The organism is Halopseudomonas sp. (assembly GCF_047631575.1).
Taxonomy (GTDB): Bacteria; Pseudomonadota; Gammaproteobacteria; order Pseudomonadales; family Pseudomonadaceae; genus Halopseudomonas.
Genome location: NZ_JBLIAB010000002.1, coordinates 22479 through 36469, shown reverse-complemented (window position 1 = coordinate 36469; position 13991 = coordinate 22479). Strand labels below are relative to the sequence as shown.

Sequence of the window (13991 nt, the reverse complement as noted above, 5' to 3'; positions counted from 1 at the left end):
GAGTGCGATCTGAGTCGAAGTATAAACGAATTACGCCCTGTTTTTAGGCTTCTTCACTTTTTGCCGACCCGCCAGCCCCTGTGGTGGCGGGTAGTTCCAACAGCGTTTCCACGATCCGGTCAGCGCGACCAGACTGCAACATAGCGTCCGTCGGGATCATGCTGTTCAACCTGTTTAGCAACATTAAATATTCGTCCGCCACGTGGATCATGCCCGACGCCGGCAATGTAAGCCCAATTACCCCAATTGCTTGCCACGTCGTAGTCCACCAATTGCTGCTGAAACCAGGCTGCACCCAGCCGCCAATCCTGTTGCAAATCGTGAACCAGATAACTGGCGACAATCTGCCTGGCACGATTGGATAAAAAGCCGCTGGCATTGAGCTCATTCATGCAGGCGTCGATAAATGACTGGCCAGTGTTGGCAGTGCTCCAATCACAAAAACGCTGATCATTCCCTTTCGGTGGACTCCCCCCATTCAAGCCCCCATGAAGGAAAAAATGTTTGCCATGCAATCCTAGATTCAACCGGAAGAATTCTCGCCAGAGCAATTCAAACCAAAGCCAGTAAGTTGATTCATTAGCGCCCAGCGACTGCTCGTGACGTTGCAGCTCGTGCACGATTCTGCGTGGGGAAAGGCAGCCATGCGCCAGGGCAGCAGAGAGCTTGGATGAAAAATAGTGACCTTGTAGCTGATTACGCGTGCTCTTATACTGCCTGACCGCTTGACTGACCCATAGATAATCATCCAGCCATTTTTTTGCAGGCATCTCTCCCCCTATGTAGGGCAGAGAAGAACGCGGCTCATCACCTGCTGGCAAAAGACCCAGATCAGCCATCGATGGCTGACCGGCAGGAAATGCTGAGGCCCCAGCAGGCCAACCAGGTAGTCGCTCGGGCGCGGCCAGAGCCTTGACGGTAGGTGGATACTTCTCTACTTGATTGCGAAAGCGGGTGAAAACCTGGGGTATTTTCTCCCGGGAAAAAGGGAGATCCTCGTGGGCAAACAACGCGTTACTTTGGAGTGATATCAATCGAATATTATCAGGCAGCGCTGAAGCCACACGCTGCACCAAGGCCTGCTCATCTGGCGCGTGCTCGTCATGACAAATGATCTGATCAATCCCCAGTTGCATGCACAACTGCGGCAGAATGAGTTCGGCGCTACCAATCTTAACCAGTAATCCCGAACCCAGCTTCTGCAAAGACATGTCAAGGTCTGCAAGACTGTCCAGCAGGTAGGCTGCTCGGCGTTGCCCGCAGCTCTTCATACCCTGTTGGTCAGTTCTAAACTGGTCAGGATCGAGGCAGTACACTGGCAAACACGCGCTGCTTTCCTGCGCCACCAGAAGAGCTGGATTATCATCCAAGCGTAAGTCACTCTTGAACCAAACCAGCACTGACATTTTTATACTCCGCTAATTGCTGTACTTAACTTATACAATCACCCTAAAATGCATAACAATCAATCTTTGTGGGAGCGCGAAAAATGTTACCTAAACCCCAGGCTCAATCCCTGCCATGCCGCGGATGTCAGGCTGATTGTGCCAATCGCTCAACCTGCCAGGGCAAACCATGGCGCAAGGATTTCACTGGCAAAACACAAACCCCACCTGCAACACACCACTGATCTCGGCTACCCTCAAGCCCTCTGTAGCCGAGTTTCCAGGCTGACTCCAAAACGGTCAGCCGAACTAATCATAGACCCGTCAAGATTTTATCCCTGTGGATTGCCGCTATGAAAGCGAAACTGCTCATCTCTGCTCATTATCAAGCCCCGCTCTACCACCCTGAACCGATCTACAGCTATATTCACCTCGGCTTCGCCAGCAAATCGAAGAGCGAAACCTAAGTAATGCTGGTAATGCCTAGCTTCTGAATGAAGAAGCCCTTCATAGAACTGCTTGAGCTCATCATCCAGATGAGGGGCTATGGACTTGAATCGCTCGCAACTTCTAGCCTCAATAAAAGCGCCCACTACCAGAGTGTCTACCAGCCGGTGCGGCTCCGCTTTACGCACCGCTGATCTTAGCAAGCTGGCATACCTAGATGCTGTAACAGGCCGTAGCCTTATATTGCGTCGCTTGATGATTCTCAGAACCTGCTCATGATGAACAAGCTCTTCGCGGGCCAGCTTTGACATGTAATTGCACAATTCAAAATCATCGCCATAACGACCGATCAAAGCCAACGCAGACGAAGCGGCCTTCATCTCATTATTCTTGTGATCCAGAAGCAGTATTTCCTGGTTTACAAGAGCTTCTTCAACCCATGGCGTCGGGGTTGAACACCCCAAAAACTCTTCAATCTCAGGAACAAGCATTTCGGTCTCTCCGTGCACTCAGTGTGGCCAATCTTTTCTCGCGATGGTCAGGGTCAAGGCTAAGAAAGCCATTATCCACCACTCTTGAAAGCCCCGCACACCATAGCTTTGATTCAAATCAACAGCACTGGGGTAAAAACAGGCTACATTGGTAGTAGAAATCAAAACAGTTCTATCAAAAACAGGGAGAAAGGCCATGCAAGCCATCAAGCGGATTCTGGTTGTTATTGATCCGACACAAACCGAGCAGCTCGCGCTCAATCGTGCCAAATTGATTGCTGGGGTTATTGAGTCGGATCTGCACCTGCTCGTGTGTGAAGACCGACAGGATCACACGCCGATGCTTGAGAAGCTCTGTGCTGAACTCAAAGCTAGTGGGCTGAATGCCGGCTGCAGCCAGGCATGGCACAAGAATCTGACCGACACTGTGGTGCATGTCGTAGCATCCGAGGGCTGCGGACTTGTCGTCAAGCAGCACCTGCCCGATAGCCCGCTGAGAAAAGCGCTGCTCACCCCCGATGACTGGAAGCTGCTGCGTTATTGTCCTACCCCAATCCTGCTGGTCAAGACCACCGACACATGGATGAAGGGAAGCGTTCTGGCCGCAGTCGATGTGGGTAATCATGATGACCAGCATCACGTACTGCACGACACCATAGTCAGTCATGCTGCCGACATCGTCGAAATGATCAACGGGGACTTGCACCTGGTCAGCGCACATCCTGCCCCCATGATGTCCGCTTCCGATCCTGTCTATCAGCTACGTGAAAATATTGCTGCACGCTATCGTGACGAAGTTGAGCGTTATGCCAGTCAATATAGCCTCGAAGCGTCCGGTGTGCACATTGACGAAGGTCCAGCGGACACCCTGATTCCACGCATTGCGCGCCAAATCGGAGCAAGCGTCACGGTCATCGGCACCGTTGCCCGCAAGGGGATCGCTGGCGCCCTGATCGGCAACACCGCAGAAGTCATCCTCGACCAGCTGGAGAGCGACATTCTGGTGCTCAAGCCCCAGGACAGCATGGCGCACCTCGAGCAGCTACTAGAGAAGTAACACCTCCTCGCCATTGGCATGCGGTTAGAGATTCGCTCTCACCGTGTGCCTCTGGTAATAAACGTGGGACAACTCGAAATAGAGTTTGTCTATTTCATCAAGCAACAACCTCAGCGGAATATGCGCATAATCTGGCTGCACCCTCAGGCCACATTCTGCCAACGCTGGCGCATCTGCGTGACACAATAGCCGCCACACTTGAAACGGTAACGGCTGCTCCATCACCACTGTCATGTGTCTGGCAGCAAGCCCTTCGTATAGTTTTACCGTTGAAACCACTTCTATTCGAGCCGTTACTATCTGCGACAAAAATTGCTCAAGCCTCTTCCAGACGGCACTCTTTTGTCCGCTATCAAAGCGATTCCAATCGATGATTTCGTCGCTGAAGCGCTTGCAACCGCGACAGACCACATCGCCGTAAACCGTCGAACAAAGCCCCACGCAGGGTGTTTTGCTGGTATAGATTCTCTCAGTCATCGTCTGCTCCGGGTCGGTAGTCCATGATAAACCACCCGCTTACAGGACCCCAGCCCCTGCTAGTGGCAATTAATGCACGCCTGATACGAAGGTCCCAGAGCCCTCAAGCTTAACTTTACCCGGCACTTACTGTAGAATTAGCCCGCCGTTGGGGCTGCGTGACCCGTTACCAGCTTGCCCGCCAGTAGCAACAGGCCGAGCCTGCTCCCAGCCCTAAGTCCGGCATGCAGGGGAAGCACTGAATAACTCCCTTTTCGTAAGATGCTTATTCAGTGCTTCCCTGGTCCGAGAGGATGATCGTTCCGCCAAAAGCAGAACAGACTGATGAGGGTAATAATTGTGCTTGAAGCCTATCGCAAACATGTAGAAGAGCGCGCAGCCCAGGGCATTGTGCCCCAGCCGCTGAACGCCGAACAAACCGCCGGTCTGGTCGACCTGCTGAAAAACCCACCAGCTGGCGAAGAAGAGTTTCTGCTTGACTTACTGACCAATCGCATCCCTCCGGGCGTAGACGAAGCTGCTTACGTCAAGGCCGGCTTTTTGTCCGCCGTTGCCAAGGGCGAGGTTTCCACCCCCCTGCTGACCAAACTGCGTGCCGTAGAGCTGTTGGGCACTATGCAAGGCGGCTACAACATCGTCACCATGGTCGAACTGCTCGATAATGACGAGCTCGCCGCTACTGCTGCCAAGGAACTCAAGCATACCCTGTTGATGTTTGATGCCTTCCATGACGTGGCCGATCGCGCCAAGAACGGCAATGTCCACGCCAAGGAAGTACTGCAATCCTGGGCCGATGGTGAATGGTTCACTAACCGTCCCGCCGTTGCTGACAAAATCAGCCTGATCGTATTCAAGGTGCCTGGAGAAACCAACACCGACGATCTTTCTCCGGCTCCGGATGCCTGGTCGCGCCCTGACATACCGCTGCACGCTCTGGCCATGCTAAAGATGGCTCGTGACGGTATCGTACCAGACGAGCAAGGCGCTATCGGTCCGCTGAAAATGATCAAAGAAGTTAAAGCAAAAGGCTTCCCTGTTGCATACGTAGGTGATGTAGTCGGTACTGGCTCCTCACGCAAATCAGCCACCAACTCAGTGTTGTGGTTCTTCGGTGACGATGTTCCTTTCGTACCGAACAAGCGGGCCGGCGGCTTCTGCTTTGGTAACAAGATTGCTCCGATTTTCTACAACACCATGGAAGATGCCGGCGCGCTGCCGATCGAATTTGATGTCGACGATATCAACACCGGTGACGTAATCGACGTTTACGTTTACGACGGCAAGGTATGCAAGCACGGCACGCAAGACGTCATCACCACCTTCGAACTGAAGACTCAGGTCCTGCTCGACGAAGTGCGCGCCGGTGGCCGTATACCGTTGATCATTGGCCGTGGCCTGACCGACAAAGCCCGTATCGAACTGGGCTTGCCGCACTCTGACCTATTCCGCAAGCCCGATGTCCCCGCTGCCAGTAACAAGGGTTTCACCCTGGCGCAGAAGATGGTCGGCAAGGCCTGTGGCGTTGAAGGTGTGCGTCCAGGCACCTACTGCGAGCCGAAGATGACCACTGTAGGCTCCCAGGACACCACCGGCCCGATGACCCGCGACGAGCTGAAAGATCTGGCTTGCCTGGGCTTTTCTGCTGATCTGGTAATGCAGTCCTTTTGTCACACAGCCGCTTATCCCAAGCCAATCGATGTCACCACTCACCACACATTGCCCGACTTCATCCACAACCGTGGTGGTGTTGCATTGCGTCCAGGTGATGGCATCATCCACAGCTGGTTGAACCGTATGCTACTACCCGACACTGTCGGCACTGGTGGCGATTCACACACCCGCTTCCCGATGGGTATTTCCTTCCCCGCAGGCTCCGGCCTGGTCGCCTTCGCAGCGGCTACCGGCGTTATGCCACTGGATATGCCGGAATCCGTTCTGGTGCGTTTCAAGGGTGAAATGCAGCCTGGTATCACCCTGCGTGATCTGGTGCATGCGATCCCTTACTACGCAATTCAGGAAGGTCACCTGACCGTTGAGAAGAAAGGCAAGAAGAACGTCTTCTCTGGTCGCATTCTGGAAATCGAAGGTCTCGACACCCTGACTGCCGAACAGGCTTTCGAGCTGTCCGACGCCTCAGCAGAGCGCTCCGCTGCAGGCTGTAGCATCAAGCTGAGCGAAGAATCCATTGCCGAGTATCTTAAATCCAACATTGTCCTGCTGCGCTGGATGATAGCCGATGGTTATCAGGACTCAAGGACTCTGGAGCGTCGCGCTCAAGCCATGGAAGCCTGGCTGGCCGATCCCAAGCTGATGAAAGCTGACGCCGATGCCGAATACGCCGCCGTGATCGAAATCGATCTGGCCGACGTAAAAGAGCCGGTTCTATGCGCGCCTAACGATCCGGATGACGCCCGTCTGTTGTCCCAGGTAGCTGGTCAGAAAATCGATGAGGTCTTCATCGGTTCCTGCATGACTAACATTGGTCACTTTCGCGCCGCCGGTAAGCTGCTTGAGAAAAACAAGGGTGTCTTACCGACCCGTCTATGGCTGGCTCCACCAACCAAGATGGACGCTTTCCAGTTGACTGAAGAAGGCTACTACGGCATCTACGGCAAAGCGGGCGCGCGCATGGAAATGCCCGGCTGTTCGCTGTGCATGGGCAACCAAGCACGCGTAGCTGCCAAGTCCACCGTCGTCTCCACCTCCACGCGGAACTTTCCGAACCGTCTGGGTGATGGCGCCGATGTGTACCTGGCATCTGCCGAGCTGGCGTCGGTTGCGTCGATTCTGGGTCGCCTGCCGACCGTTGAGGAATACATGGGCTACGCTGCTGAAATCAACAGCATGGCCAGCGATATCTATCGCTATATGAACTTCAACGAAATCGAGTCCTACCAGAAAGCAGCAGCGTCTATTCCAGTCGCTCAGCTGTAAGCAGCAAGCACGCGAAGAACCCCGCCTGGTGCGGGGTTTTTTTATGGCTATAGAGCCCTTTCCACTGGCGTCGAAATAATGTCTTTGCAAGTCGCGGCCCACTGGATCAAGCCCGTACTGGATATTCATAACGAGATCAGGGCGCCTGCAGTGAACTGGGCCACATCAGTCACGGCAGTCCCCTGCGGCCTGACGTCGCGTTAGGCTCATGAGACGAGCGGCAGCTTCCAGCTATGGCATGCTGCAAGCATGGCAGCTAGAATACGCGCCTTTCCGATTTCGTATCCGGCCCAGCCGCGTCGCCCGTGAGGTTCAGCATGTCCAAGGTCCTGTCGACCAGTCCCAAAGTCGGTTTTATCAGTCTGGGTTGCCCCAAGGCACTGGTGGATTCCGAGCGCATTCTCACCCAACTGCGCATCGAGGGCTATCAGGTCGTACCCACCTATGAAGATGCTGATGTCGTGGTGGTCAACACCTGTGGTTTCATCGACAGCGCCAAAGCCGAATCCCTGGACGCTATTGGCGAGGCGATCGCTGCTAACGGCCGAGTGATAGTGACCGGTTGCATGGGCGTTGAAGAAAGCGCAATCCGTGACGTGCATCCCAGCGTTATGGCCGTTACCGGGCCTCAACAATACGAGCAGGTAGTCAACGCGGTCCACGAAGTAATCCCCCCGCCTGCCGACCACAATCCGCTGATTGATCTGGTTCCCGCGCAAGGCATCAAGCTGACCCCGCGCCATTATGCGTACCTGAAGATATCCGAAGGCTGTAATCACAGCTGCAGCTTCTGCATCATCCCCGGTATGCGCGGAAAACTGGTCAGCCGCCCGGTCGGTGAAGTGCTGAGTGAAGCGGAAGGCTTAGCTAAGGCCGGAGTACGCGAGTTGCTGGTAATATCCCAGGACACCAGCGCCTATGGCGTAGACATCAAATACCGCACCGGTTTCTGGAATGGCCGGCCAGTAAAGTCACGCATGACCGAAATGTGCGTAGCCTTAAGCGAGCTGGGTATCTGGGTCCGACTGCATTATGTCTATCCCTACCCTCACGTGGATGAGCTGATCCCCCTGATGGCCGAAGGTAAGATCTTGCCCTACCTGGATATTCCTTTCCAGCACGCCAGCCCGAAAATCCTCAAGGCAATGAAGCGCCCGGCTTTCGAGGACAAGACCCTGGCACGCATCAAGAAGTGGCGTGAAATCTGCCCCGAGCTAACCATCCGTTCCACCTTCATCGTCGGCTTCCCCGGCGAAACAGAGGAAGACTTCCAATACCTGCTCGACTGGCTGACCGACGCTCAGCTGGACCGTGTCGGCTGTTTCAAGTATTCAGACGTCGAGGGTGCGGCAGCTAACGCACTGCCGGGCGCCGTAACCGAAGAGGTTAAAGAAGAACGCTGGGGACGCTTCATGGCGCACCAGCAAGTGATCAGCAGCGCACGCCTGCAGCAGAAAATTGGCAAGACCATCCAGGTTTTAATTGATGAGGTAGACGAAGAAGGTCCCATAGGCCGGTCGATGGCTGATGCTCCGGAAATCGACGGCAACGTGTATATTGATACCGAACAAGACCTGCAGCCCGGCGATATGATCACCGTACGAGTGACCGACGCTGACGAATACGATCTGTGGGCCGAACAAATCTAACTCGACCCCACCGCGTTCCCTTGGGAAGGCCGAGTTCTACCTCGGCTACCCGCCTTCTCTCGGATAGCAGACCTTCTCCCTCATTCAGAGGCGTTTATATACATTATGAATAAATCGCTCAAAGCCGCTTTATTATCAGCCCTCATCTTGCCAGGCGTCGGGCATTTCTGGTTAAAAAAACCGCTACAAGGCACGCTACTCACAGGCATAACCTTGGTGTGTCTCTATGTTTTGCTTAATACGGTGGTTGATATCGCGCAACGACTGAGCATACAAATTCAAAGTGGTGCGATCCCTGTGGATATCACCACAATAGGTGAACGGGTATCTCAACAGTTGGCTGGGAGTAACGCCCAACTTATTAATATACCGACCCTGTTATTAGTGATCTGTTGGGTTATCGGTGTGCTTGATTCGTTTCGCATTGGTAGGTCTGAAGAAAAAACAAACGCGCTCCCTGTCAAACAACCTATCAAGCCAAACAAACCAGCAGCTTAACGCTGACTTAATCGTCCAACAGCGACACACCAAGTTTGAGTGCGGTGGCCGTCACCACGTCGACTGGCGTGCGGTAGTCGTCAGCCATCCAGTGCAACGCAATATGAATAACGCCACCCAGGATACCGGCGTGCAATAGTTCGTCGAAGTGTTTGCCAGGACGCGCGAGGACGCGTGCAATATCATCACTGGTGGCTTTTAGCGCTTTGTCGATTGCGTGATCCACCGCCGGACTGATCCCGCGTATTTCGATCAACAACAATCGAGCAATGGTGGGATTCTCCTTCAAGCGCTGGAACCAGGCCTCCAGCATCGCCCTGCTCCGCGCCAGCGGATCCACCCCAACAGCTTCAGCCGCCGCCATATTATCTTCACGCATCCAGCGTGAGGCCTGTTCGTAACTGGCAATCAGCAGTTCATCGCTATGGGCGAAAGACTCGTAAAAATAGCGCTGCGTCAGTCCTGCCGCATCACACACCTGCTTAACTCCCGAGTGTCGATACCCGTTTAACCCATAGACCTGAATTGCTGCATCAATTAACTGCTGGCGACGCTGGGCACGGCGCTCCTCGACTGCAGAGCCTCGGTAGCGTCTTTTTTTCGCAGAGGTAATTACGGTAGTTGTTGTATTCATATGCTTGATTCTGACAATACGGATTGCCAAATGCTATATGACTATTTAGATTGTCACCACCACCCATTGTCGGGACATAAGTATGAGTACAGCAAAACAACAATTTCAACCCAGTCCCCTAGACGTTCTCATCATCGGCGCCGGCCTGTCGGGTATCGGTGCGGCCCGAGCATTGACTGATCAATGTCCAGACAAGCGTTACCAGATTCTGGAGCGCAGAGCAGCCATAGGCGGCACCTGGGATCTGTTCAAATATCCGGGCATCCGTTCTGACTCTGACATGTACACCCTGAGTTACAGCTATAAGCCCTGGACCCACCGCAAAGCGATCGCAGACGGTCCTGATATAAAACGTTATATCGAAGAAATCGCGGAAGAATCCGGGATCGATAATCACATCCGCTTTCAACGTAAAGTGCTGTCGGCCAACTGGTCGAGCGCTGAAGCACTGTGGACAGTGACCGCAATCGCGACTGATCATGAAGGCCAGGAACACGAAGAAGTCCTGCAGGCGCGCATGCTTTCAGTCTGCGCGGGCTATTACAGCTATGACGAAGGTTATCACCCCGACTTTCCAAATGAAGCCGACTTCAAAGGCCAGATCGTGCACCCGCAATTCTGGCCGGAGGATCTCGATTACAGCGGCAAACGCGTGGTGGTTATCGGCAGTGGCGCGACGGCGGTGACGTTGGTCCCGGCGCTGGCCAAGACGGCCGAGCATGTCACCATGCTTCAGCGCTCACCCAGCTATGTTGTATCACGCCCGCTGGAAGATGGTTTTGCGCAAAATGTGCAAAAATGGCTACCCATGCCAACCGCTCATCGTCTCACTCGCTGGAAGAACGTTCTGCTGGGCTCGTTCTTTTTCAGGATCGCGCGGAATAAGCCAGAGATGTTCAAGGAGCGCTTATTGCACATGGTCAGGGCGCAGGTCGGCCCAGAGCTGGACATGAAGCACTTTACTCCATCCTATAAGCCCTGGGATCAGCGGTTGTGTGCCGTTCCAGACGGTGATCTTTTTCACGACATCCGTGCCGGTCGCGCATCGATCGTCACTGACACTATCGACAGTTTCACCGCTGATGGCATTCGCTTGACGTCTGGCGAAGAACTGTCTGCAGACATCATCATTACAGCCACTGGGCTCAAGCTGAACGCGCTGGGCGATGTAAAAGTCAGTGTGGATGACGAGCCGGTGGCTTTCGGTGAACATATGGCCTACAAGGGCATGATGCTCAGCGACATTCCCAATCTGATCCTCACGTTTGGCTACACCAACGCTTCCTGGACACTCAAGGCAGAGCTGACGTCCAACTACACCTGTCGCCTGCTGCAGTATATGGACCGCAACGGATACCGGGTGGCGGTACCGCGACGCGATGCGCAAGTACAGGACGCTCCGTTCCTCAACTTTACATCCGGGTATGTTCAGCGTGGTAAGGCTATGCTGCCAAAGCAGGGCGACCGTAAACCCTGGCAGGTACATCAGAACTATCTACAGGATACCCTGGCGATTCAATACGGCCGAGTGAATGACGGTGTGATGCAATTTCAATAAAAAGGATAATAAGTCATGCAAGTAAATGATTGCGTTGCGGTACTCACCGGCGCGGGCAGTGGTATTGGCCGTGCATTAGCACTGGCTCTGGCCGAGGGAGGCTGCCATCTAGCGCTGGCGGACTTGAATGCAGACGCCCTCGCCGAGACAGCCAAACAAGCACGCCAACATGGTGTGGAGGTTAGCGAGCACTCTCTTGATGTGGCCAGCCGGACGTCGGTGGCCGCTTTACCCCAGGCAGTCATGGCAAAGCATGGAAAAGTTGATCTGTTAATCAACAATGCAGGGGTTGCACTGGGCGGGACCTTCGATCAGGTCAGCATCGAAGACTTTGACTGGTTGATGGCGATCAATTTCGATGCGGTGGTCTGCATGACACGCGCTTTCCTGCCTTTGCTCAAGCAGCGGCCTGCCGCGCGGATAGTCAACATATCCAGCCTGTTCGGATTCATCACTCCTGCAGGCCAGACCGCTTATTGTGCGAGCAAGTTCGCGGTCCGCGGCTTCTCCAATGCGTTGCGTCTTGAACTGCATGGCGGACCAGTAGGGGTCACCGTGGTGCACCCGGGCGGCGTCGCAACCGCTATCGCTACCAGCGCCCGTCCAGCGGAAACGGTCGATAAGGCAGAATACGCCCGCCAACTGGAGCAGGCTAAAAAACTCTTGCGCATGCCTCCTGCGAAAGCCGCTCAAATCATTCTTCGTGGCATAGAGCGCAATAAACCCCGCGTAGTGGTCGGTAATGATGCGCGCATCCTGTCCTGGCTGGAGCGGCTAATGCCCGTAAATTATTGGCGCTTGCTACCGGGTCTTGCCACGGGGAAGACCCCTTGATCACTCCCACCATAAAAGGAATTACAGGGTGAATTATCTGTTTAGTGCCATCCTTATCATTTTATCTCTGGTTATCGGCGGGCTATTTCTGTTCACACTGTTTATCGCAAAGCGCGTGAGTATGGGTCTCCCTCCAGAGGGCCGTTTCGTTACTGTCATGGGCAACCGCATACATTATCTTGAGCAGGGCAGGACTCAGGGCACGGCACCGGTAATTGTAATGATCCATGGCCTGGGAGGCGTGGCGCAGAACTTCAGCTACAGCGTGTTAGGAGAACTCGCCAAGACGCATCGGGTGGTTGCCATTGACCGCCCTGGCAGCGGCTACTCAGTACGCCCGTCGCGCTCGTCTGCCTCTCTGGTCGTCCAGGCTGACGTGGTGGCCGGCGTAATCGATGCGCTGGATCTGGGCAAACCTCTGATTGTTGGCCATTCCCTTGGCGGCGCAGTGGCCCTGGCAACCGCATTGCGTTATCCGGACAAGGTCGCCGGGCTCGCACTCGTGGCCCCGCTGACGCACATGCCCAGTGAAACGTCCAAAGCCTTCGCGGCACTGGGTATCACCAGGCCATGGCTCAGGCGTCTGGTCGCGTGGACCTTGGCGACACCTGGGTCGATTCTGCAACGCGAAAAGGTAATGGATATTGTGTTTGGTCCGGAAAGCGTACCCAAGGATTTCCCTGTACGCGGCGGAGGTTTGTTGGGTCTACGTCCCAGTCAGTTTATCGCCGCCTCTAGCGATATGACCGCCCTGCCAGAGATCCTGCCCATGATGCAGACGCAATATGCCGGACTGACGCTACCGATCGCTGTGCTTTATGGTCGCCAGGATCGTATTCTAAATTACAGGGAACAGGGCGAAGGACTCGCCAACGCTGCGCCAACCGTAGAGCTGGAATTGATCGACGGCGGCCACATGCTACCAATTACCCAGCCCGACGTCACCGCTGACTTCATTCGGCGCCATACGGTCTCATGAACGGATCGGGTTGGATCTGGCCGACTGTAATGTTTGCCAGGCAGACCACGAATACAGAGCCAGAGCAAACCAGATGAGCGCAAAACTGGCTAGCTGAACAGGACTGATCGTTTCGTTGAATACAAACAGCGCGATCACAAACTGCATGCTGGGGTTGATGTACATTAGAAAGCCCACTGTAGCCAGGCGCAAACGCCTGGCTGCTCCGGCAAACGCCAGAAGCGGAATGGCAGTAACCACTCCACTGGCCATGAGCAGCAGGACCGTATCGGTATCCTGACCGAAGTGTGAGAGATCAGCCCTAGCCAGCAGGGCCAGTGTCAGCAGGGCCACCGGCAGTAAAAGCAAGGTTTCCACAAACAGCCCGGATAATCCATCGAGTAGTATTTGTTTGCGCAGCAACCCGTAGGTGCCAAAACTCAGCGCCAGAACCAGACTGATCCAGGGCACCGTACCCAGTAGTATCAGTTGCACCAGTATTCCTGCCGTAGCGAGCACCACTGCAACCCCCTGCAATCGCGCCATGCGCTCACGCAGAACCAGCATGCCCAGCGCGACGTTGATCAGCGGAGTCAAAAAGTACCCCAGGCTGGCCTGCAACACGTGTTGGGTTTCAACCGCAAAAATGTAGACGCCCCAGTTAAGCGCAATGAGTACCGCGCAGCCTAGCACCCTGCCAAGCCGGCCAGGCCGTGCCAGCGCCATTGCAACGGGCTGCCAACGACGCATCAAGGTGATAACAAAAGCCAGGAACACACAGGACCAGATGATCCGGTGGATCAGAATCTCGTAGGCTGGCACGCCCTCGAAGAGGGCGAAGAACAGCGGAAAGCAGCCCCACACCATGTATGCGCTGACGCCATAGGCTATGCCCTGACTGTTTTCGGATAATCTGGCGACCATTAGGAACTCGGATGAGTGGGAGGTAAGGTTTGATCAGCCAACGGGTGTCAGGCTGAAGAGTCAATTGTTACAGCGATTGGTCGGGTGCAAAGCCGGTAATGAACAACAGCCAGATCACGGCCATTCATACCGCCTGGCAAGCCCA

At 54.6% G+C, this 13991-nt stretch carries 13 protein-coding genes; 8 read left to right on the top strand and 5 right to left on the bottom strand.

All coding sequences use genetic code 11. From position 1 onward, the window contains the following. Positions 1–119: 119 nt before the first annotated feature. A complete protein-coding gene (locus ACJAXR_RS04240) occupies positions 120–1406 on the bottom strand; it encodes a DASH family cryptochrome (protein WP_415057017.1) in 1287 nt (428 codons plus the stop codon). Positions 1407–1717: 311 nt separating this feature from the next. Next, on the bottom strand, positions 1718–2323 hold the full coding sequence (locus ACJAXR_RS04235) for a tRNA-(ms[2]io[6]A)-hydroxylase (protein WP_415057016.1): 606 nt from the start codon (positions 2321–2323) through the stop codon (positions 1718–1720). A 196-nt stretch (positions 2324–2519) separates the two neighbouring features. Between ACJAXR_RS04235 and ACJAXR_RS04230 the strand changes: the two genes are divergently transcribed. Continuing rightward, positions 2520–3380 (top strand): universal stress protein, encoded by an 861-nt coding sequence (locus ACJAXR_RS04230; RefSeq protein ID WP_415057015.1) that lies wholly within the window; start codon positions 2520–2522, stop codon positions 3378–3380. Positions 3381–3404: 24 nt separating this feature from the next. Here the strand turns inward: ACJAXR_RS04230 and ACJAXR_RS04225 are convergent, their stop codons facing one another. Beyond that, positions 3405–3857, bottom strand: coding sequence for a DUF1289 domain-containing protein (locus tag ACJAXR_RS04225; RefSeq protein WP_415057014.1), 453 nt, complete (start codon positions 3855–3857; stop codon positions 3405–3407). A gap of 339 nt (positions 3858–4196) precedes the next feature. Here ACJAXR_RS04225 and acnB point away from each other — a divergent pair, with 339 nt between their 5' ends. The 4 genes from acnB to ACJAXR_RS04205 all read left to right on the top strand — a co-directional run bounded on the left by acnB (position 4197) and on the right by ACJAXR_RS04205 (position 8938). After that, a complete protein-coding gene (acnB, locus tag ACJAXR_RS04220) occupies positions 4197–6791 on the top strand; it encodes a bifunctional aconitate hydratase 2/2-methylisocitrate dehydratase (protein ID WP_415057467.1) in 2595 nt (864 codons plus the stop codon). Between the two features lie 78 nt (positions 6792–6869). Then, on the top strand, positions 6870–6995 hold the full coding sequence (locus ACJAXR_RS04215) for a hypothetical protein (protein WP_415057013.1): 126 nt from the start codon (positions 6870–6872) through the stop codon (positions 6993–6995). 125 nt (positions 6996–7120) lie between these two features. Further along, entirely contained in the window at positions 7121–8440 is a 1320-nt protein-coding gene (gene rimO / locus ACJAXR_RS04210) for a 30S ribosomal protein S12 methylthiotransferase RimO (protein ID WP_415057466.1), read from the top strand. Between the two features lie 105 nt (positions 8441–8545). Further along, complete coding sequence (locus ACJAXR_RS04205) at positions 8546–8938, top strand: hypothetical protein (protein WP_415057012.1); 393 nt, start codon at positions 8546–8548, stop codon at positions 8936–8938. A gap of 7 nt (positions 8939–8945) precedes the next feature. On the opposite strand, the gene ACJAXR_RS04200 is transcribed toward ACJAXR_RS04205, so the two are convergent. Next, positions 8946–9572, bottom strand: a complete 627-nt coding sequence (locus tag ACJAXR_RS04200; protein ID WP_415057011.1) for a TetR/AcrR family transcriptional regulator — start codon at positions 9570–9572, stop codon at positions 8946–8948. Between the two features lie 82 nt (positions 9573–9654). Between ACJAXR_RS04200 and ACJAXR_RS04195 the strand changes: the two genes are divergently transcribed. From ACJAXR_RS04195 to ACJAXR_RS04185, 3 genes are read left to right on the top strand one after another with little or no spacing between them, the layout of a single operon-like run. After that, complete coding sequence (locus tag ACJAXR_RS04195; RefSeq protein ID WP_415057010.1) at positions 9655–11130, top strand: flavin-containing monooxygenase; 1476 nt, start codon at positions 9655–9657, stop codon at positions 11128–11130. A gap of 15 nt (positions 11131–11145) precedes the next feature. Continuing rightward, positions 11146–11964: an SDR family NAD(P)-dependent oxidoreductase gene (locus ACJAXR_RS04190; protein WP_415057009.1), complete on the top strand. Its 819-nt coding sequence runs from the start codon at positions 11146–11148 to the stop codon at positions 11962–11964. A 28-nt stretch (positions 11965–11992) separates the two neighbouring features. Further along, complete coding sequence (locus ACJAXR_RS04185) at positions 11993–12943, top strand: alpha/beta fold hydrolase (protein ID WP_415057008.1); 951 nt, start codon at positions 11993–11995, stop codon at positions 12941–12943. Here the strand turns inward: ACJAXR_RS04185 and rarD are convergent. Next, positions 12938–13846 carry an EamA family transporter RarD gene (gene rarD / locus ACJAXR_RS04180; RefSeq protein ID WP_415057007.1) on the bottom strand — a complete coding sequence of 303 codons (909 nt, stop codon included), beginning with the start codon at positions 13844–13846 and terminating at the stop codon, positions 12938–12940. The genes ACJAXR_RS04185 and rarD overlap by 6 nt on opposite strands. Between the last annotated feature and the right edge of the window lie 145 nt (positions 13847–13991).